Genomic DNA, 19,371 nt, shown 5'->3' with positions numbered 1-19,371 from the left:
AAGATGGGCTGGACAATTAGCCGGGTTTCTTCGCTGCAACTGAACCAGTTCAACCGCCAGCATGTCGCCCGTGCGACCGAGGCATTGCAGCGCGCCGGTCAGGAACTGGCGACCGGGGTCAAGGCCGACCTGTTCGCCGATCTGGGGCCGCGCGCCGCGATCGCGCTGACCCTGCGCGCGCGCGAGGAAAACACCCAGACCTATATCACCTCGAACCAGTTGCTGGACAGCAAGCTGGAGGCGATGCTGGCCTCGGTCGACGCGGTGCGCGGCCAGGCCAACGATGTGCTGAAGAACACGCTGGTCAATGCCTCGCGGCCCAGCACCGGGGCGAACGCGCTGCAATCGCAGGCGCGCGCGGCGCTGGAAAGCACCATCGCGTCGCTGAACATCAGCTACAACGGCGATCACCTGTTCTCGGGGACGGCCAGCGACCGCGCGCCGCTGACCCGATGGGAGGAGGCCAACGCGAACACCGGCCTTTCCCCCCAACAGGCGCTGCTGGATATCGTCGGGTCCGGTCCGACCACGCTGCCCGAGGTCGAGGCGATGATCGACAAGATCGACGCCTTTTTCGACTCGAGCAATACCGCCGACCCGGATCGCAATTATGAGGCGACGTTCTTTAACGGTACGCCGCTGCTGGATGCCTCTGGCGGGGCGTCCAACCGCGTCAGCGCCCGTATCGACGAGGGGCAGAAGCTGGTCTATGGCGTCCAGGCCAACGATCAGGCGTTCCGCGACACGCTGAAGGGGCTGGCGATGCTGTCGGTGACCGATGTCAGCGAGATTGACGACGAGGCTGTCTATGCCCGCTGGATGGAGGCGGTGAACAACGCCCTGAGCGACGGTATTCAGGGGGGGCTGCAAAGCGCTTCGGCGATCGGCTTCAACCAGCAGGTCGTTGCCGTGACCCAGACCCAGCTGAACGACATGTCGCTGGTCCAGCGCACCCAGATCTCCAACTACGAAAGCGTCGATCCCTACGAGGCGGCGACAAAGGTCTCGAACCTGGAGACGCAGCTCCAGGCGAGTTACAGCGTGACCGCGCGTCTGTCGCAGCTCACCTTGTTGAACTACCTCTGAACGGAACGCCTGCCGTCAGGCGCGGGCCTCGATCCCTCGCGGACCGCGCCCCACCGGCCGGTCCGGGGCGGGCAGATCGAACTCGTCCGGCGCGCTCAGCTTGTAGCCGCGGCCATGGACCGTTTCGATATATTGCGCCCCGCTTTCGGCGGCGGCGGCAATCTTCTTGCGCAGTTTGCAGATATAGACGTCGATCACCTTGTCGAACGGCTGGTCGGCGCTCATGCCATAGACCGCGTCATAGATCGCGTTCTTGGAAATCACCCGGTTGGAGTTCAGCGCGAGATGCTGAAAGATCGAATGTTCGCGCTTTGACAGCTTGATCCGCGCGCCCGAGACGATCGGATCGCGCCCGTCGAAAAACGCGGTGAGTTCCCCGACCACAACGCTTTCGGCGGCATGCCCGTGGAACCGGCGAATGATCGAATTGATCCGCGACACCACCTCGCTGCCCTTGATCGGACTGACGATGACGTCATCGGCCCCCCGATCAAGAGCTGCCGAGGTATCCTGTGAATTCCTGAAATCGCGCAGCACGATGACGGGATTGGCGCAGCCGGCTTTGCGAACGGTCCGGATCTGCGCGTGGGTGTTCTCGGATTCTCCGATCAGGATCGCCCGGACGTCGTTGCCCGGTTGCGTCAGAGGCGCCAGCCCAACCTCGAAGAAGTCTGCGTTCACAAAGAGGGGGTCGATGCCGGCATTCTCAAGCTCGGCCGCCAGCGAAGCCTGGCGCCTCTCGCGTGGTTCGAAAACATAGGCGCGCATGAACACCTCCGTTCCCGCCGTCATTCACCGCTATTCTTCATCGCTACCAAGGAAAGACAGTTAGTTCAATAATAAAATCATCCAGAGGCAAGATTAGATCGCGCTATATATGGACTTGGCAAAAACAAATCGTTAGGATTTGCTCAAGGACCAGGGGTGAATTCAATGTCGGCACGTAGGTCTTTGGCGGGGATTTTGGGGGCGGCCATGCTGGGCGCCGCCTGTTTTCTCGCGCCCCCCGCCGCCGCCGATGTGCGGATCAAGGACATCGCCAGTTTCGAGGGCGTCCGCGAAAACCACCTGATCGGATACGGGCTGGTGGTCGGCCTGCTCGGCTCCGGCGACAAGATGAGCAACAGCCCCTTCACCCGCGAGGCGGTGAAGGGCATGTTGGAGCGGCTCGGCGTGGCCAACCTCGACGGCGATCTGCTCAAGACCAAGAACACCGCGGCTGTCATGGTCACCGCCAAGCTGCCGCCCTTTGCCCGTCGCGGCGCGCCGATCGACGTCAATGTCGCCTCGCTTGGCGATGCGACCAGCCTGCGCGGCGGCACCCTTCTGGTCACCCCCCTGTCCGGCGCCGACGGCGAGGTTTATGCCGTGGCCCAGGGGCCTGTCGCGGTGTCCGGTTTTCTTGCTCAGGGCAATGCCGGAAGCGTGCAGGAGGGGGTGCCGACCATCGCCCGGATCGACAATGGCGCCATTGTCGAGCGCGAGGTCGCCTTTCAGATGAGGGAGCTGGACAGTTTCCGTATCGCGTTGCGGATACCGGATTTCACCACGGCCACCCGCATCGAGGACGCGGTGAACGGGACGCTTGGCGGCGGATCGGCGCGGGTGCTCGACCCCGGCACGGTCGAGGTTCAGGTTCCCGGCAAGGGCGACGTTGCCGAAACCATCGCGGCGATCGAGAGTCTGATGATCCAGCCCGACAGCACCGCGCGCGTCGTCGTGGACGAGAAATCCGGAACCATCGTGATCGGCGCCAATGTGCGGATCGGCCAGGTGGCGATCAGCCAGGGCGGCCTCACCGTCCGGGTGCGTGAACGGTTCAATGTCAGTCAGCCCAACCCGATCAGCATCGGCGGCACCACCGTGGTGGTCCCGGAAACCGATATCGACGTGGAAGAGCGCGAGAGCAAATTCACCATCCTGGAGGGCGATGTCAGCCTGCAGGATCTGGTCGACGGGCTGAACGCGATCGGCGTCGGCGCGCGCCAGACCATCTCGATCCTGCAGGCGATCAAGGCCTCGGGTGCGCTGCATGCGGATCTGGAGATCATCTGATGTCGTCGACGCCGATCTCCCCTCTCGCTCCGATGGGGGGCGCGGCCGGCACTGCGCCCGGCACTGCACCCGGCGCATCAGCCGGATCGGCGGCGGGCACCGGGGCCGGTGAAGACCGGCTGGCAAAGGAATTCGAGGCGGTCTTTCTCAGCCAGTTTGTCGATCAGATGATGAAGACGGTCGATTATGGGCCGGCGGCCGGCGGGCAGGGGGCCGAGATTTGGCGCTCGTTCCTGTCCCAGGCCATGGCCGAGCAGTTGTCGGAACGCGGCGGGCTGGGCCTGAGTGCGAATATCGCGCAAATGCTGAACGCCTATCGGCGCTGACGGAACAGGGATCAGGCGGAGGACGCGAGTCATGCTGGGAAAACGCAGGTTTAGAATCGGCAGCCGGATGCAGGCGCGGCAGGTTGCGCCCGCAGCAGGGGCGACGATCCTGACCGATGAGGATGAGGCGAATATCGAGGCCTTCACCGTCAGGGTCGGTGAAGCGGTGGCGCTGCTGAACGAAGAGGTCACCGCCCTGACCGAAGGCCGCTTCAACGTCGTCAGCGAGCTGTTCGAGCGAAAGGCCGCGCTGCTGAAATGGCTGGAGCTGCGGGTGCCGCTGGTCGAACCGTTTCTGCAGCACGAGGCGGCGAAATCGCGTGGCCTGCCAGAGCGGCTGGCTGAATTGCAGGCAGCGGTCAGTGAAGACAGCGCGATGCTGCGGCGCATGGCGACCGCAGCGGGAACCATCGTGCGCGAAATCCGCAAAGCCACGGAGCGCAACGGTCTGAACGGCCTTTACGGCAAGTCGGGGCAGAGGATTGGCGACCAGGAGGGCGGTCAGCTACGCATCGACCGCGAGTTCTGAGGCCGGATACAACCTTAAAATTAGTAAAACGTTTACCCTGCTTTAATCCGGGCGGTTATATCCTCTGTATTGGTTCAAGAAACCAGTTGCAGTCAGAAGACTGGAAATACGAACAGAGAACTGAGGAGAGCATTAAATGTCGTCCATTCTCAACAACAGCTCGGCAACCGTCGCGCTGGCTACCCTGAACAACATCAACAAGGGCCTGAACGAGACCCAGAACCGCGTTTCCAGCGGCCTGGCCATTCGCTCGGGCAAGGAAAACGCCGCCTATTTCGCCATTTCGGAAACCATGTCCGGCGACAGCGGCATGTTCAAGGCGATCAACGAAGGTCTGACCTCGACAAAGAACTCGGTTGCAACGGCCCGCCTCGGCGCGGAAACCGTCAGCGGCCTGGCCGAGCAATTCGCCGAGCGTGTGGCCTTTGCTCAGGGCAGCGGGATCAACCTGGCCGACGTTCAGTCGGAACTGGATGGTCTGGTCGCCCAGATCGGCGCAGCGATCGACCAGTCGACCTTCAACGGTGACGACCTGGTCAACGCGACCACCGCCGTGACCGTGGTCAGCGGGATCAGTCGGTCGTCGGGCAGCTTTGCCACCACGACGATCAGCTTCAACCAGGTTGACCTGGGTGCGATCAAGACCACGCTGGACGCGATCGACCTGAGCACCTCGACCGACATCGCGGCCGATCTGGCAACCGCCGAGGGCGCGCTGAGCGATGCGATCGACGCGGCGACCTCGCTGGGCGTCTCGGAAAAGACACTGGAAGGCCAGCAGGATTTCCTTGGCAGCCTGACCGACACGCTGGATTCCGGCGTCAGCGCGATGGTCGATGCGAACATGGAAGAAGAGGCAGCCCGCCTGCAGGCCTATCAGGTCCAGCAGCAGCTGGCCACGCAGTCGCTGTCGATTGCCAACCAGTCGCCGCAGAACATCCTGAGCCTGTTCCGCTAACCGGCCTTTCGCCAGGGGGCTCCCCCTGGCGTATCCGTAACGTCACGAGTTTTGCAGTTGGCTCAGACGGGCCGCTGCCCGCCGGCCGCCCCTAACCGGGGTGGCCGGTTTTCGCGTCTGCCGCCGGCGTCATGGGAACGTCGATCCCCGCTTCAAGCAACATTCTGTACAGTTCGCCAAAGCTCTGCTCGGCCGGCATCGTCTCGCTGCGGGTCTGGGCCAGGAACGCGTTGGCCGCCTCGAAGAACCGCGCGGCAGCATCGGTTTCGGGATCTGAGCCGGGGGCGTAGGCGCCGACGCGGATCAGTTCCTCCATGTCGGTGTAGCGCGCCAGTGCCCGGCGGGCGGCGTGCATGATGCTGTATTCTTCCGGGCTGTGGCAGTCGGGCAGCATGCGCGAGATCGAGCGCTGGACGTTGATCGCCGGATAGCGGTTCTGCTCTGCGATCCGCCGGTCCAGCACGATATGACCGTCGACGATGCCGCGGATCGCATCGGCGATCGGCTCGTTCATGTCGTCGCCATCGACCAGCACGGTATAGATGCCGGTGATGTCGCCTTCGCCCGGGCGGCCCGGGCCGGCGCGTTCCAGCAGGTGCGGCAGTTCTGAGAACACCGTCGGCGGGTAGCCCCGCGTGGTCGGCGGCTCGCCGCTCGACAGGCCGATCTCGCGCTGGGCCATGGCAAAGCGGGTGACGCTGTCCATCATCAGCAGCACCTGTTTGCCGGCGGCACGGAAATGCTCGGCCACAGCCGTCGCAGTCCAGGCCGCCTGGCGGCGGAGCAGCGGTGCCTCGTCGCCCGTGGCCACCACCACGACCGAGCGCGCCATGCCCTTCTCGCCCAGATCCTCGTCGATGAACTCCTGCACCTCGCGCCCGCGTTCACCGACCAGGCCGATCACGATGACGTCGGCGTCGGTGTTGCGCGCCAGCATCGCCATAAGGGTGGATTTACCGACGCCGGAGCCGGCGAACACCCCCATCCGCTGTCCGCGGCAGATCGGCGTGAACAGATCGACGCATTTGATCCTCGTTTCCAGTTTTTCGCCGACCCGTCGCCGGTCGTAGGCGGGCAGGGGGCTGTTGCGGCCGCGCGCGCGGCGGCTGCCGGGGCGGAACCGGGGCGCCGGCGACAGCGGCCGGCCCAGCGGGTCGATCACGGTGCCGATCCAGCTGTCGTCGGGGCAGATCCCGTCGCCCGCCTGGATCAGTTCCACCGGATCGCCCACGGCGATTCCGTCCCAGGTGCCGAACGGCAGCAGGCGCAGCCCGTCATCGCCGCTGCCCACCACCTCGCCGGTGACCGGTCCGTGACGGCCCCGCACCCGGCAGCGCTGGCCGATGCCGGCCGCGCGTTCCAGTCCCACGACCACCAGAGACAGGCCGACAATCGACTGAACTCGCCCAGCTATCCTTGTGGTTTCAAGGTTTGAAACCGTCCGTCGAAGGTCTGAAAAGATGGCGCTCACAAGAATAAATCCTGTTAATCCTTACCGTACTTGCTATACTTGCCAAGAATTGAGCCGGAGTCCACGATGAATCTCGACAACATCAATCTGTTCCAGCTGGCCTCGCGCCGCCTGCAATGGTTGGCGGATCGACAGAAGGTCGTGTCAGAGAATATCGCCAACGCCGACACCGCCGGGTATCGCGCCCGGGAGGTCGAGGATTTCGCCTCCTATATGGATCGCGCCGACCGGGCCGAGGGGTTGCCCAAGGCCGCGATCGAAGAGGTCGAGGCGACCTGGGCAGAGGCGATTTCCGGCAACAACGTGGTGCTGGAGGAGCAGATCCTCCAGGCATCCAATGCTGCCGGGCAGTACAAGCTGGCATCCAACCTTTACCGCAAGGCGCATGAGATGGTGCTGGCGGTGTCCGGGTCGCGTTGAGGGAGTATTCTGAATGGACGTTCTGTCTTCGATCGTAACCACCGCCGCCAGCGGCATGCGGGTCCAGGGCGAACGCCTTCGCGTGGTGTCGGAAAACGTCGCCAACTCGTCCACCACGGCGCAGGAGGCGGGCGGCGATCCCTATCGGCGCAAGGTGATCAGTTTTGGCCAGGGCACCGATGCCGCCACCGGCGCGGCCATGGTTCGCGTGGCCGAGATCACCCGCGACATGGGCGAGTTTTCCCTGCGCTTCGATCCCTCCCATCCCGGGGCTGACGAGAACGGCTATGTCAAGATGCCCAACGTCAACCCGCTGATCGAGATGAGCAACATGCGCGAGGCGTCGCGCAGCTACGAGGCGAACATGACCATGCTGGAAAACGCGCGTCAGATGCGCAGCCAGTTGATAGACCTTTTGAAATAGAGCTGAGCCATGAGCGATTTCACGTCGATCCAGCCCAATGCCGCGATCCGGGCGGCCTATGGGGCGTCCAGCGAGCTGACCGGGAAGAAGGCCGCCGGGAGCCAGCTCGATCCCGCCGGGGCGCAGGATTTCGGACAGATGATCCGCAATGCCGCCGCCGATGCCGTCACCACCGTGCGCGAGGGCGACGCAACCGCTGCCGCCGGACTAACCGGCAAGGCCGGGCTGCAGCAGGTGGTCGAGGCGACCATGGCGATGGAAAGCACGGTCAAGGTTTCGATCGCGGTGCGCGACAAGCTGGTCGAAGCCTATCAGGAAGTTCTGCGGATGCCGCTCTGACGGCGCCCGCGCCACGGCAGGAATGCCAAACCGGGGGCGCTATTGGATACGGTCAGCACATATGAGGTTCTGCGCCTGACGATCGGCACGGTGCTGTTGGCTTCGGCGCCGGTGCTGGCGGTCGCGCTGGTGGTCGGGCTGGGGATTTCCTTTGTGCAGGCGCTGACGCAGATCCAGGAAATGACGCTGACCTTCGTGCCCAAGATCATAGCGATCTTTGCCGCGCTGGCGCTGACCATGCCGTTTATCTATGGAACGCTGATGCGGCTGTCGGACCGGGTATTCGATCTGATCGTCAGCGGCGGCCTTTAGGATGCGCGGCGCGTTCGCCCTTGGCATCGGACTGGCCGGGGCCAGCATGGCCGGCGGCCTGGCATGGAGCAGCCTTCCGGCGCGGGCCGAGTTCTTTTCCGGGTTCTACCGCTCATCGGCGCCGGTCGCTGTGGCCGCACCCGCCCGCGATCCGGCGCCCGCCCTGCGCGGGGCCGATTGCCTGGCGGCGATCCTGGATGCGCAGGCGCGCTATGACATTCCCGACAACATGCTTCTGGCCATCGGCATCCAGGAGGCCGGGCGGCGCGGCCCGGGCGGGCTGACAGTCTGGCCCTGGACCGTGAACGCCGCCGGCGAGGGCGCCTTTTTCAACACCCGGGACGAGGCGCTGACATGGGTCCGCGCCAGGCAGCAGGCCGGTATCGCCTCGATCGACGTGGGCTGCATGCAGGTGAACCAGAAATGGCACGGCGGCGGCTTTGTCTCGCTCGAACAGGCGTTCGATCCCGCGATGAATGTGGACTACGCCGCCCGCTTCCTGCTGAGCCTCTTCCGCGAAAGCGGCGATTGGTGGAAAGCCGCCGGGCGCTATCATTCCGCCACCGAAACCTACAGCGAGGTCTACCTGAGCGCGTTGCGGCGCAACCATTCGGTGGTCAATGCGCATCTGGGCGCGCTGATCGCCCAGGCCAGCACCGCGCGCATGTTCGACGTGGCCTCGGCCGAAGCCGCAGCGCCACAACTGCCGCCACCGCCGGTGTACTGGAGTTCGGACGCGGGCGGGGCCGAGCGGTTCTCGATCTATTCCAACCGCCCGATGCAGCCGGTCCTGCCGGCCTACCGGACGATGAAGTGAGGGCGGGATGAGCGCACGGGACGTCAACCCGACCGCGGCGGGAGCAGCCAAGGGGCTGTCGCAATTCGGCCTGGCCAACCGCGATGTCGGCTTTGCCATCGGCGTCGTGCTGATCCTGTGCATGCTGTTCATCCCGTTGCCGGCGATCCTGCTCGATCTCGGGCTGGCGATCTCGCTGTCGCTGGCGGTGCTGATCCTGATGGTGGCGCTGTGGATTCCGACGCCGCTGGAATTCAACTCCTTCCCTACGCTCTTGCTGGTCGTGACAATGCTGAGGCTGGCGCTCAACGTCTCCTCGACCCGGCTGATCCTGAGCCAGGGGCATCAGGGATCGGACGCCGCCGGCCGGGTGATCGAGGGGTTCTCGCGGTTCATCGTGGCGGGCGATTTCGTCATCGGGATCGTGATCTTTGCGATTCTGGTGGTCATCAATTTCGTCGTGATCACCAAAGGCTCGACCCGCATCGCCGAGGTCGCCGCGCGGTTCTCGCTGGATGCGATGCCGGGCAAGCAGATGGCGATCGACGCCGATCTGGGCGCCGGCATCATCAACGACGAGGAGGCCCGCGAGCGCCGCCGCATTCTGGAAGAGGAAAGCGCATTCTTCGGGGCGATGGACGGCGCCTCGAAATTCGTGCGCGGCGACGCGGTCGCCGGCCTGATTATCACCCTGATCAACGTCATCGGCGGCATTCTGATCGGGATGACCAGCCACGGGCTCAGCATCAGCGACGCCGCCGGCAACTATACCGTGCTGACCATCGGCGACGGTCTGGTCACCCAGATCCCGGCGCTGGTGGTGTCGCTGGCCGCCGGCCTGCTGGTGACCAAGAGCGGCACCCACGGCGCCGCGAACGAGGCTGTGCTGGCGCAACTGGGGAATTTCCCCAAGGCATTGTACATGGCCGCCGGGCTCAGTTTCATGGTTGGCTTTCTGCCGGGTTTTCCGCTGATCGTGTTCTCGGTCCTGGCCGCGGCCATGGCCTCGCTCGGCTATGTCATGCAGAAACACGTCGCGGAACAGGACCGCGAGACGGTCGCCGCCGCCAAAAGGGCGGAAGAGCGGCGCGAGCCAGAAGACCCGATCGCCGAGGCGCTGCGGCTGGACGATCTGCGGCTTGATCTGGGGGCGGCGCTGGTGCCGCTGATCAGTTCCACCGACGCGGCGCTGCCGGGCAAGGTGAAAAGCCTGCGCAACCTCTTCATCAAGGATTTCGGTTTTGTCATGCCGCCGGTCCGGATCAAGGATGACAACGCGCTGCCCGGCATGACCTATGCGATCTCGCTGCAAGGTGTGGAAACCGCCCGCGGCGAGGTCCGGCCCGGCTCGATGATGGTGATCGACCCCGGAGGCAACGAGACCGACCTGGTAGGCGAGCGCACCCGCGAGCCGACCTTCGGGCTGAATGCGATCTGGGTCGATCAGGCCCGCGCCTCCGAGGCCGAGATGCGCGGCCTGACTGTGGTCGATCCCGAAAGCGTGGTCACCACCCACCTGACCGAGGTGATCAAGGAGCATATGCCGGATCTTCTGACCTTTTCCGCCACTCAGGATCTGATCGAGGGGCAGAGCAAGGAATACCAGAAGCTGTTGAGCGACATGTCCAACAAGTCGCCCGCCGTGCTGCTGCAACATGTGCTGCAGGCGCTGCTGTCCGAGCGGGTCTCGATCCGCAACCTGCCCCGGATCATCGAGGCGGTGGCCGAGGCCGCCGCCACCACCCAGAACCTGCGGGCCATCGTCGAACATGTGCGCAGCCGTCTTTCCAAGCAGATCTGCCAGTCGCTGGTGGACGGCAACGGCTTCGTGCCGGTGATCGTCCTGGGCGCAGAGTGGGAACGCGAGCTGAACAACGCGGTCTCGCCGGGGGCGGACGAGAACGCCTTTCTGATGTCCCCGGCCCGGGTGCAGGAATTCGTGCTGGCGGTGCGTCAGCAGATCCAGAAATTCGCCGCCGGCGACGAATGGCCGGCACTGCTGGTGACCCCGGACGTGCGCCCCTATGTGCGCCAGATCCTGGAACGGGTCAGCCCCGTCACCCAGGTGATTTCCCATAACGAGGTCCACCGCAAGGCGGCGCTGAAGACCGTCGCCACGGTCGGAACGTGACCATGGGGCTGGATGCCTATGTCGCCGGGCTGATCTTTGGTTACGTGCTGGTGGTGGCCCGGATCGGCGGCGCGCTGATGTTCCTGCCGGGCTTCGGTGAAACCCAGATCCCGCTGCGCGCGCGGCTGTCCTTTGCGCTGGTGCTCTGTGCCGCGCTCTACCCGGCCACGCCGATCGCCGCCGTGATGCCCGGCACCCCGGTGGGGATGGCACAGCTTCTGGCCTCGGAGATGACCATCGGGGTCTGGATCGGGCTGGTGGCGCGGGTGCTGCTCTCGGCGATGGATTTCGCAGGCTACCAGGTCGGGCAGGTCTCGGGGCTGGCGAATGCCTTTGGTCCCTCGCTCGGCTCGTTCGAGGGGGCGACGCTGGTGGCGACGCTGCTGCTGATCGGCTCGGTGGCGGCGATCTTTGCCACCGATGCCCATCACGTGATCCTGCGCGGGCTGATGATGAGCTATGCGGTGTTCCCGCCGGGGCCGGTGATGCCCGGCGATCTGGCCGAGCAGATCGTGCGCGCCGGCGCCCGCAGCCTTTATATCGGCACCGCCGTGGCCGCGCCGTTTTTCGTCATGGGGGTGATCCTGAACCTTGGCATGGGGCTGGCCAACCGGATGATGCCGCAGCTTCCGGTGTTCTTTGTCGGGGCCTCGCTGCTGATCGCCTCGGGACTGCTGGTGCTGGCGGTCGCGATCCCCTCGATGATGGATTACTTCATCAGCCAGTTCACCGACTGGTTCGGCCTGTTCAGGTTCTGACGCGATGGCCGACAACCAGGATCAGGACAAGAGCCAGCAGACACAGGAGCCGACGGACAAGAAGCTCCGCGATGCGCGCAAAAAGGGCGACGTCCCCTCATCGCGCGAGACGGGCAACATGATGGTGGTGCTGGCGCTGGTGCTGGCGACCGCCTTTGTGCTGCCCTGGCAGGGTCCGCGCCTGTCCGCAACGCTTGGCGCGGTGATCGAAGGGGCGGGCCAGATCGAGGTCGGGCAGGGGCGCGCCGGGCTGACCGCGCTGGGGCTTGTGCTGCGCGAGCTGGTCCTGTCGCTGGCGCTGGTGCTGGCCCCCCTGTTCCTGATGATTCTGACCGGCGGCGTGGTCGGGGTGCTGATCCAGGGGGAAACCGTCGCCGCGCTTGAACGGGTCACGCCGAAACTGTCCAAGGTCTCGCCCGTGCAGGGTCTGAAGCGGCTGTTCTCGGCCAATACGCTGGTGGAATTCGGCAAGAGCCTGATCAAGGTGCTGGTGGTGGGCGGGCTGGCCCTGTGGGTGACCGAGCGGGCCGTGCGCGGCATCTGGGAGGCCCCCGGTTTCGTGCCCGAGACGCTGCCGGGGTACATGCTGGATGCCACCCGCCGGCTGCTGATCGCGGCGACGGTGTTCCTGGTGCCGGTGGCGATCTTCGATATCCTGTGGAACCGGTTCGACTGGCGCCGCCGCCAGATGATGTCGGTGAAAGAGGTGCGCGACGAGATGAAGGAATCCGAGGGCGATCCCCATATCAAGGGCAAACGCGCCTCGATCCGGCGTGCCCGGTCGCGTCAGCGCATGGCCACGGCCGTGCCGCAGGCCAGCGTGATCCTGACCAACCCGACCCATTATGCCGTGGCGCTGAAATACGAACAGGGCGTCGATGAGGCGCCGGTCTGCGTTGCCAAGGGGGCCGATCTGCTGGCCCACAGGATCCGCGAGATCGCCCATGAGCACGACGTGCCCATCGTCGAGAACAAGCCGCTGGCGCGCACCCTCTTCGACCAGGTCGAGATCGACCAGACGGTGCCGGTGGAGCATTGGCAGGTCGTGGCGGAGATCATCAGTTTCGTTCTGGACCTCAAGCACAACCGCCACCGCAAGCCGCCCCAGGGATCGGTCCTGCGCACCGGCCCGGAGTGACGGATCCGCGCCGGACACATCCGGTTTGCCGCGCGGGAACCGAGCCGTGGGCTTTGATGACCGACGGCATCTGTTGCGGCCAATGAAAACGCCCCGGCACGGGGGCCGGGGCGGGGCAGAGCCGGATCGCAGGGTCGGATCTCAGGGTCGGCGGGCGTTGCCGCAGTTACTTCAACCGGATCCCCACCAGATCCTGATCGCCCGGCAGTTGCGAGCGTTCCAGGATGATCTTGGAGACCGCGCGGGCGCGCACCGGGGACATCTTGGCCAGGATCGGCGCGGCCACCCGGGGCTTCATCTTGGCCAGAACCAGGATCGTCACCTCGATGTCCAGATCGTCCATGATCCGCGCCGCCTCGGTCGGTTTCATGTTCTCGTAAAATCCGATCAGACGGTCGAGGTCTTCGGTCTCGGCGGCTTTGACGCGGGCCAGCAGCGCCTCGATGTCGTCCTTCAGCTCCAGCAGCGCCGCCTTTTCGATCTCCAGCTTTTCCTTTGCCAGCGACAGTTCCGAGCGTCGGCTGTCCAGATCGTCCCTCTGGACGGCGATCAGTTCGCGTTCCCGCGCCAGCGATTGCAGAACCTCCTCGGGGGTCTCGCACTGGGCCGGCATCTCCGGCACCCTCGCGGTCACAGAGGCTATGTCATCCAGCGCGACGGCTTCGTGGTTCTCGGTCTGGACCGCGACCCGGACCGGCAGGTCCGGGCGCATCATCTGGTCGGACGGAAACGGCAGGCCGGGAAACGAGATCGCGGCCTTGGCAAAGGCTGTCACCGCCAGCCCGCCGATCAGCAATTTGCCGGCCAATGCTCGGGCCACGCTCAGGCCCTCGATTCGCTGCGCGAGGTTTCAAAGAAACGGCGCACCAGATCCTGCTTGCCGCGCACCACCTGCACCCCGGGCAGCCGCCGTTGCGCATGGCGGCGCGAGGAAAAGGCAGGCGCGTCCCCGGCGTCTTCCCCGGCCCCGTATCCGGCCCCGTCTGCGGCGCCATCGTGCGGGGCGGAAAGGCCCTCGGCCAGGTTGTCGCGCAGCGCGTTGACCGAGGTTTCGGATTTGTCGACCGCCTCGGAAAATTCCCGCACCAGCGGCTCCAGCGCCTCGAGCGAGGCCATCAGTTTTTGCACCCGCCGCGAAATCATCACGCCGTAGCCGACGCTGCCTGCCAGCAGAAGGATGATCAGGATGTCAGTGATCGTTGCGGCCATGGTTCGCCTCCTCTTCGGGTTCCAGCTCCTCGGTGATGCGGATCGCCGTGTTGCCGTTGTTGCGTTTGCCGATCGCGGCGCGGAACATCGGGGTGTCCGCACAGACGACGGTGGCGTCGTGATCCTCCTCGACCCAGAGGTTCACCACGTCGCCGGTCTTCCATTTCATGATGTCCTGAATCGAAAGCTGCACCCCGGCCAGGACGGCCTCCAGCTCGACCGTGGCGCGTTCGATCTGGCCGCACAGCTGTTCCCGCCAGGGGCTGCCGTCATCCGAGGGGGTGCCGAAATGAATCTTGCCCAGCTTGCCGCGCACCGGCTCCAGCGCGTCATAGGGCAGAATCACTTCCAGCGCACCGGTCCGCCCGGCCAGCCCGACGGCGAAATGCAGCCGCACGCAGAGGTTGGCGGGCTGGGTGACGGCGGCTGAGTCGGGGTCGGTTTCGACCCGCTCCAACTCCAGCTCTATATCGCCGACCAGGCCGAAATCGTTTTGCAGCTCGGTCATGATCAGGGTCGCCAGACGGCGGCCGAAGCCGCGCTCGATCGCCGTGAAGCGTTCCGGCTGGCGCGGGGCCTCGTCCCTCGGCGCGCCGCCCAGCATCAATTCCATCGCGGTCAGCAACAGCGTGGCGTCCATCGCCAGCAATATCTCTCCATCGAGGCTTGGCGACGAGCAGACCGCCAGCATCGCCGGCGACGGCAGCGCATCCGTCGCCTGGGCCATCGGCACATAGTCGAGCTGGCTCAGCGAGGCCTCGCAGATCACGCCGGTGAGGTCGGGCAGCGACACCGAGATCGAATCGGCCAGCCGCTCGCCGATGACATCCAGCATCGGCAGCCGCTCAAAGCTGAAATCCGACATCCGGATGATCTCGTCGATCAGATTGCCGCCCTGGGCCTCGATCTCGTCTTGGGACAGGATTTTGTTCAAAATGCGCCCCCTATTGTACGATCAGGTCGCTGATCAGGATTTCCATCGGCAGATCGCTGCCCGCAGCGGCGCGGGCGCGCTTGAGCAACTCGGCCTTGACGTTCAGAACGCCGGCCATGCCGCGCACGTCGGTTTCGGTCAGGCTGCGCGCATAACCGGTGAACAGGTCGCGCATGAAAGGCTGGCGTGTCTTCATCAGATCTGCGGCGCCTTCTTCGGGGCGGTAGACCAGCACCAGGTTCAGTTTCAGAAACGATTGGGTGGGCTTCCCGCTGGTATCGAACCCGTTGATGTTGGTGACAATCTCGCCGAATTCCAGCACCCCGTCGTTGCCCTGCCCCTCTTCTCCGGCGGCGCCGGCCTCGGGCGCCGGGTGGTCCGCCTTGGCCTCTTTGTCATGCGCCGCCTCTGCGGGCTTGCCCTCGTCGTCCGCGACGTAGTCGGGCTCATAGCTCGCCGCGTCCTGCTGGAACGCTATCCTTGCAAGAACAAATCCGCCTCCGAGCGAGGCCACCGACAACAAGGCCGCAGCCATCAGCAGAGTCCGCGCAGAGCGGGCCTTGCCTTCCTTGCCGGTATCGGATTCGGCGGCGCCGGGGCGCGCCTTTTGTTTTGCGGGTTTCGCCATGGATCAGATTCTACCTGTCATCATGAACATCATCCCGGTTTTTCCTTTTCTATGCAAGTATAGACATCCTTATTTACTTGATGGCCAAAAATAGAATATCGTGGAACTAAGAACAGGCGAGAGATACCTGGCGAGGATTGGCGTGCAGAACTTGATCAACACCCTCAAGGGGCTGGGCCGGACCCGCCTGATGATTCTGGGCGGGGTCGCGGTCGGAATCGTGATGGCGCTGCTTCTGGGGCTTTCGGCGGTGTCCGGCCGGGATCATGCGACGGTCTACAAGAATCTGTCGATGGCGGCGGCGACCTCGATCGAAACCACGCTGACCGGGGCGGGGTTCGACGCGATGATGACCGAGGACGGTTCCGCCGTAACGGTGCCGCGAAATGATCTGGCCCGCGCCCGCATGGTGCTGGCGGAAAGCGGCCTGCCGATCGAGGGCGATCCCGGCTGGGAGCTGTTCGACGAGGCCAGCGGCCTGGCGATGAATTCGTTCATGCAGCGGGTGAACCGCCTGCGCGCAATGGAGGGCGAACTGGCCCGGTCGATCCAGACGCTGGATGGCGTGCAGAGCGCGCGGGTGCATCTGGTCCTGCCCGAGCGCGAGGCGTTTTCGCGTGAACGGCCCGAACCGCGCGCCTCGGTTATCGTGCGGGCGGTGCCGGGGCGGACCATCGCGCGCAAGCAGGCGATGGCGATCCGAAACCTGGTGTCCTCCTCGGTGGCCGAGCTGGAGCTGGGCCGCGTGACCGTGCTGTCGGCCAGCGGCGAGACGATTCTGGCCGAGGTCAACGACGGGGACGGCCAGGCGACGCTGCAGTCGGCCAAGGCCGCGATCGAGGACCGGCTGGCGCAGCAGATCCAGAACATCCTGACCGCGCGGGTCGGTGCCGGCAACGCCCGGGTGCGGGTCAATGTGGATCTGACCTCGGCCCGCGAGGTGATCGTCGAGCAACGCTTCAATCCCGACCAGCAGGTGGTGCGCTCGACCGACAGCCGTACCGAACAGCGCGCCGGCAACGATGGTGGCGGCAATGTGGGGGTCGAGAACAACATCCCCGCCGCGCTGGCCGATCCGGGGGGCGCCGCGACCTCGACCCAGTCGAAAAACGGCGAAAGCGTCCAGTACGAGATCGGCAACACCCGCCGTGAGGTGGTGCGCGAGGCCGGCGATGTCCGCCGCGTCTCGGTCGCGGTCCTGGTCAACGGCATCTACACGGTGGACGGCTCGGACGTGATCTATTCCGAGCGCAGCTCCGAAGAGCTTCAGCGCCTGTCCGAGCTGGTCCGGACCGCGGTGGGCTTTGACGAGGGGCGTGGCGACAGCGTGTCCGTCGACAGCCTGCGCTTCATGGATTACTCGATGGAAGTCGGCGAGCCCGTCAACCTGAGCCTGATGCAGCAGATCGGCAACAATATCGTGTCGCTCCTGCGCGGCCTGCTGGCGCTGCTGATCGTGGCGCTGGTTATGGTGCTGGGCGTGCGTCCGCTGCTGCGCCACCTGCAGCAACCGGTCACGCCGGAACTGCCCGCCGGCGACGAGGCGGCGGCGCTGGCCGCGCCCGGCGGCGCGATCACGGACGGAGGCGAGGCCGGGGTGCCCGCCCTGCCCGGGCGCGGCCAGCCGGGACGCGAACCGGGCGCGGCGCATCTGCTGGACGTCGCCGGCGAAGACCGCGGCGCGCCCGGCTACACCAGCATCTTTGACCCCGAGCGCGACGATGGCCCGCATGAGTATATCGAGACGATGGGTGTGCGCGGCAGCCTGATCAAGGCGCGCGTCGAGGCGATCCAGACCCTGGCCGAGGACAAACCCGAAGAGGTGCTGCGGGTGCTGCGCTCCTGGCTGGTGGCCGAGGCTGACGCGCGATGAACCTGTTCCTGCGCGATTTCGATGCCGAGGCGATGGCGGCAAACCGGCAGACGCAGCCAGAGGCCGCAGCCGGTCAGGACGAGGTGCCGCGCGGCCCCAACCCCGAAGAGCTGGAGCGTCTGCTGGCCGACACGCGCGAGGCCGCGCTGGCGCAGGGCCGGGCAGAGGGCGCCGCCACCGCACGGGCCGAGGCCGAGGCGGGCCAGGCCGCCCGCATCGCCGCCGCGCTGGACCTGTTGCAGGGGCAATTCGCGCAGCTGCTGGCGCAGGACGGTGCCCACCGCCGGGCGCTGGAGCGCGACGTGGTCGAGATGCTGGTCGAGATCGGCGAGCGGATCGCGCCGGACCTGCTGGCCGAGCATTCCGCCGATCTGGCCCGGGCGCAGATCCGCGCCGGCCTGCGGATGGCGGGCGGCAGCCCGCAGATGACGATCCGGGTCGCGCCGACGCTTGAGCCGGCGTTGCAGGCGCAGCTTGCCGGTTTGGCGCAGGCGGGGGGCGCCGGGGCCGCCGCCCCCCGGTTGATCGCCGACCAGGGCCTGGGCGAAGGGGACGTGCGGCTCGATTGGGACAACGGCCGCCTCGACTACAGCCTGGAGCGCGCCTGCGAGGTGGTGCTGTCGGCGTTGCGTGAGGCGGCGGCGAAACTGAACGACGATCAGGGAAAGGTCGGATAAATGTCGGATACGGAAACCCAGACCCCGCCAGAGGACGTGGTGGCCGAAACGGGCGCTGACGCGGCGCAGGCGGACGACAGGCAAACGCTGAAGGACATGGCCGAGGCGGTTGTAGGCGGCGGTCGCAATATCGACGCGCTTTTGAACGTGCGGCTGGATGTGCGTGTCGTGTTGGGCCGCAGCCGGATGCCGATCTCGGACCTGCTGGAGCTGTCCAAGGGGTCGGTCATCGAACTGGACCGCAAGGTCGGCGACCCGGTGGACATCATGATCAACGACCGGATGGTCGCACGCGGCGATCTGGTGAAGGTCAATGGCGATCACATCGGCGTGGCCCTGCGGGAAATCGTCAAAGACTTTATCCCCGGGGCCTGAGGCGAGGGGCCGTGCAGCATCTCCTGTCCCACCTTGTCGCGCCGCGCAGGCTGGCCCCGGTCTGCGGACTGGCGGCCCTGGCCGTGCTGGCGGCGACCGCCGGGGTCCGGGCGCAGGAGACCGATCTGGGCGGGCTGATCCGCGATCTGTCCAGCACCCTTGGCGGCGCCGCGCCGGGCAGCGACACCGGCGCCAGCCTGTCGGGGCGGCTGATCCAGATATTCGCCCTGATCACGGTGCTCAGCATCGCGCCGGGGCTGCTGGTGGTGACCACCAGTTTTACCCGCTTTGTGATCGTGTTCTCGATGCTGCGCTCGGCGCTGGGGCTGAACCAAACCCCGCCGAACATGGTGCTGAACGCCATGGCGCTGTTCATGACCTTTTTCGTCATGCAGCCGGTGTTCGACGACGCCTGGCAGGGCGGTTTGCGGCCGCTGATGCAGAACGCGATCACCGAGGAGCAGGCGATGATGAACATCGCCGAACCGTTCCGCGCCTTCATGTTCGCCAACACGCGCGACAAGGACATCGCGCTGTTCCAGGACATCGCCGGCGAGGCCGATCCCGACACCGTGCCGGATGAGGCGGCGCAGGTCAGCTGGCGGGTGATTGTCCCGGCCTTCATGATCTCGGAGTTGCGCCGCGCCTTTACCATCGGCTTTCTGCTCTATCTGCCGTTCATCGCCATCGACCTGATCGTCGCCTCGGTTCTGATGAGCGCGGGCATGATGATGCTGCCGCCGGTGATCGTGTCGCTTCCGTTCAAGGTGATCTTCTTCGTTCTGATCGACGGCTGGTACATGCTGGCCGGCTCGCTGATGCAATCCTATCTGACGGCGACCGGCGGAGGATAGGGGCAGAGCGGCCGCCATTCCATCGGCTCGACGGGCCGAATGAAAGAATAAATCGTTAACTTGTACGACTAATCCTTG

At 65.6% G+C, this 19,371-nt stretch carries 23 protein-coding genes; 17 read left to right on the top strand and 6 right to left on the bottom strand.

The window, feature by feature from the left end; all coding sequences use genetic code 11:
* Positions 1 to 3: 3 nt before the first annotated feature.
* Positions 4 to 1,086 carry a flagellin gene (locus E1832_RS07320; RefSeq protein ID WP_133359082.1) on the top strand — a complete coding sequence of 361 codons (1,083 nt, stop codon included), beginning with the start codon at positions 4 to 6 and terminating at the stop codon, positions 1,084 to 1,086.
* Between the two features lie 15 nt (positions 1,087 to 1,101).
* On the opposite strand, the gene E1832_RS07315 is transcribed toward E1832_RS07320, so the two are convergent.
* A complete protein-coding gene (locus E1832_RS07315) occupies positions 1,102 to 1,878 on the bottom strand; it encodes a winged helix-turn-helix domain-containing protein (protein WP_245513885.1) in 777 nt (258 codons plus the stop codon).
* Positions 1,879 to 2,019: 141 nt separating this feature from the next.
* On the opposite strand from E1832_RS07315, the gene E1832_RS07310 reads away from it, so the two are divergent.
* From E1832_RS07310 to E1832_RS07295, 4 genes are all read left to right on the top strand, one after another.
* The gene (locus tag E1832_RS07310) at positions 2,020 to 3,141 is read left to right on the top strand and encodes a flagellar basal body P-ring protein FlgI (protein ID WP_133359081.1); all 1,122 of its coding nucleotides are present in this window, start codon (positions 2,020 to 2,022) and stop codon (positions 3,139 to 3,141) included.
* Positions 3,141 to 3,467 carry a rod-binding protein gene (locus tag E1832_RS07305; protein WP_133359080.1) on the top strand — a complete coding sequence of 109 codons (327 nt, stop codon included), beginning with the start codon at positions 3,141 to 3,143 and terminating at the stop codon, positions 3,465 to 3,467. Before E1832_RS07310 ends, E1832_RS07305 begins: the two co-directional genes overlap by 1 nt.
* Before the next feature lie 31 nt (positions 3,468 to 3,498).
* Positions 3,499 to 3,996 (top strand): flagellar biosynthesis protein FlgI, encoded by a 498-nt coding sequence (locus tag E1832_RS07300; RefSeq protein WP_133359079.1) that lies wholly within the window; start codon positions 3,499 to 3,501, stop codon positions 3,994 to 3,996.
* A 136-nt stretch (positions 3,997 to 4,132) separates the two neighbouring features.
* Positions 4,133 to 4,954 (top strand): flagellin, encoded by an 822-nt coding sequence (locus tag E1832_RS07295; protein ID WP_133359078.1) that lies wholly within the window; start codon positions 4,133 to 4,135, stop codon positions 4,952 to 4,954.
* A 91-nt stretch (positions 4,955 to 5,045) separates the two neighbouring features.
* Here E1832_RS07295 and E1832_RS07290 read toward each other — a convergent pair whose 3' ends face one another.
* Positions 5,046 to 6,425, bottom strand: a complete 1,380-nt coding sequence (locus E1832_RS07290) for a FliI/YscN family ATPase (protein WP_133359077.1) — start codon at positions 6,423 to 6,425, stop codon at positions 5,046 to 5,048.
* A gap of 66 nt (positions 6,426 to 6,491) precedes the next feature.
* Between E1832_RS07290 and E1832_RS07285 the strand changes: the two genes are divergently transcribed.
* Genes E1832_RS07285 through flhB form a run of 8 tightly spaced genes read left to right on the top strand, consistent with a single transcriptional unit; the run spans position 6,492 to position 12,743 of the window.
* Positions 6,492 to 6,845 carry a flagellar basal body protein gene (locus E1832_RS07285; RefSeq protein WP_133359076.1) on the top strand — a complete coding sequence of 118 codons (354 nt, stop codon included), beginning with the start codon at positions 6,492 to 6,494 and terminating at the stop codon, positions 6,843 to 6,845.
* Between the two features lie 13 nt (positions 6,846 to 6,858).
* Positions 6,859 to 7,269 carry a flagellar basal body rod protein FlgC gene (gene flgC, locus E1832_RS07280; RefSeq protein WP_133359075.1) on the top strand — a complete coding sequence of 137 codons (411 nt, stop codon included), beginning with the start codon at positions 6,859 to 6,861 and terminating at the stop codon, positions 7,267 to 7,269.
* A 9-nt stretch (positions 7,270 to 7,278) separates the two neighbouring features.
* Positions 7,279 to 7,608, top strand: a complete 330-nt coding sequence (gene fliE, locus E1832_RS07275; protein WP_133359074.1) for a flagellar hook-basal body complex protein FliE — start codon at positions 7,279 to 7,281, stop codon at positions 7,606 to 7,608.
* Between the two features lie 42 nt (positions 7,609 to 7,650).
* A complete protein-coding gene (locus tag E1832_RS07270) occupies positions 7,651 to 7,920 on the top strand; it encodes a flagellar biosynthetic protein FliQ (RefSeq protein WP_133359073.1) in 270 nt (89 codons plus the stop codon).
* 1 nt (position 7,921) lies between these two features.
* A complete protein-coding gene (locus tag E1832_RS07265; RefSeq protein WP_133359072.1) occupies positions 7,922 to 8,737 on the top strand; it encodes a lytic transglycosylase domain-containing protein in 816 nt (271 codons plus the stop codon).
* Positions 8,738 to 8,744: 7 nt separating this feature from the next.
* Positions 8,745 to 10,847 carry a flagellar biosynthesis protein FlhA gene (gene flhA, locus E1832_RS07260; protein ID WP_133359071.1) on the top strand — a complete coding sequence of 701 codons (2,103 nt, stop codon included), beginning with the start codon at positions 8,745 to 8,747 and terminating at the stop codon, positions 10,845 to 10,847.
* A gap of 2 nt (positions 10,848 to 10,849) precedes the next feature.
* Positions 10,850 to 11,605, top strand: coding sequence for a flagellar biosynthetic protein FliR (locus E1832_RS07255; protein ID WP_133359070.1), 756 nt, complete (start codon positions 10,850 to 10,852; stop codon positions 11,603 to 11,605).
* 4 nt (positions 11,606 to 11,609) lie between these two features.
* Positions 11,610 to 12,743, top strand: coding sequence for a flagellar biosynthesis protein FlhB (gene flhB / locus E1832_RS07250; protein WP_133359069.1), 1,134 nt, complete (start codon positions 11,610 to 11,612; stop codon positions 12,741 to 12,743).
* A 166-nt stretch (positions 12,744 to 12,909) separates the two neighbouring features.
* Here flhB and E1832_RS07245 read toward each other — a convergent pair whose 3' ends face one another.
* From E1832_RS07245 to E1832_RS07230, 4 genes are read right to left on the bottom strand one after another with little or no spacing between them, the layout of a single operon-like run.
* On the bottom strand, positions 12,910 to 13,563 hold the full coding sequence (locus tag E1832_RS07245; RefSeq protein ID WP_245513883.1) for a MotE family protein: 654 nt from the start codon (positions 13,561 to 13,563) through the stop codon (positions 12,910 to 12,912).
* A 2-nt stretch (positions 13,564 to 13,565) separates the two neighbouring features.
* Positions 13,566 to 13,952 (bottom strand): flagellar motor switch protein, encoded by a 387-nt coding sequence (locus tag E1832_RS07240; RefSeq protein ID WP_133359067.1) that lies wholly within the window; start codon positions 13,950 to 13,952, stop codon positions 13,566 to 13,568.
* Positions 13,933 to 14,886 carry a flagellar motor switch protein FliM gene (locus E1832_RS07235; protein WP_133359066.1) on the bottom strand — a complete coding sequence of 318 codons (954 nt, stop codon included), beginning with the start codon at positions 14,884 to 14,886 and terminating at the stop codon, positions 13,933 to 13,935. The genes E1832_RS07240 and E1832_RS07235 overlap by 20 nt, the downstream gene beginning before the upstream one ends.
* Positions 14,887 to 14,896: 10 nt before the next feature.
* Positions 14,897 to 15,514, bottom strand: a complete 618-nt coding sequence (locus E1832_RS07230) for a flagellar basal body-associated FliL family protein (protein ID WP_133359065.1) — start codon at positions 15,512 to 15,514, stop codon at positions 14,897 to 14,899.
* Between the two features lie 142 nt (positions 15,515 to 15,656).
* Here E1832_RS07230 and fliF point away from each other — a divergent pair, with 142 nt between their 5' ends.
* Genes fliF through fliP form a run of 4 tightly spaced genes read left to right on the top strand, consistent with a single transcriptional unit; the run spans position 15,657 to position 19,293 of the window.
* Positions 15,657 to 17,387, top strand: a complete 1,731-nt coding sequence (gene fliF / locus E1832_RS07225; RefSeq protein WP_133359064.1) for a flagellar basal-body MS-ring/collar protein FliF — start codon at positions 15,657 to 15,659, stop codon at positions 17,385 to 17,387.
* Positions 17,384 to 18,064 carry a FliH/SctL family protein gene (locus E1832_RS07220; RefSeq protein WP_133359063.1) on the top strand — a complete coding sequence of 227 codons (681 nt, stop codon included), beginning with the start codon at positions 17,384 to 17,386 and terminating at the stop codon, positions 18,062 to 18,064. The genes fliF and E1832_RS07220 overlap by 4 nt, the downstream gene beginning before the upstream one ends.
* Positions 18,065 to 18,439 (top strand): flagellar motor switch protein FliN, encoded by a 375-nt coding sequence (fliN, locus tag E1832_RS07215; RefSeq protein ID WP_245513881.1) that lies wholly within the window; start codon positions 18,065 to 18,067, stop codon positions 18,437 to 18,439.
* An 11-nt stretch (positions 18,440 to 18,450) separates the two neighbouring features.
* The gene (gene fliP, locus E1832_RS07210; RefSeq protein ID WP_245513879.1) at positions 18,451 to 19,293 is read left to right on the top strand and encodes a flagellar type III secretion system pore protein FliP; all 843 of its coding nucleotides are present in this window, start codon (positions 18,451 to 18,453) and stop codon (positions 19,291 to 19,293) included.
* Positions 19,294 to 19,371 lie beyond the last annotated feature (78 nt).

Source organism: Antarcticimicrobium luteum (assembly GCF_004358185.1).
GTDB lineage: Bacteria > Pseudomonadota > Alphaproteobacteria > Rhodobacterales > Rhodobacteraceae > Antarcticimicrobium > Antarcticimicrobium luteum.
This window is presented reverse-complemented; position numbering and strand designations above follow the sequence as displayed.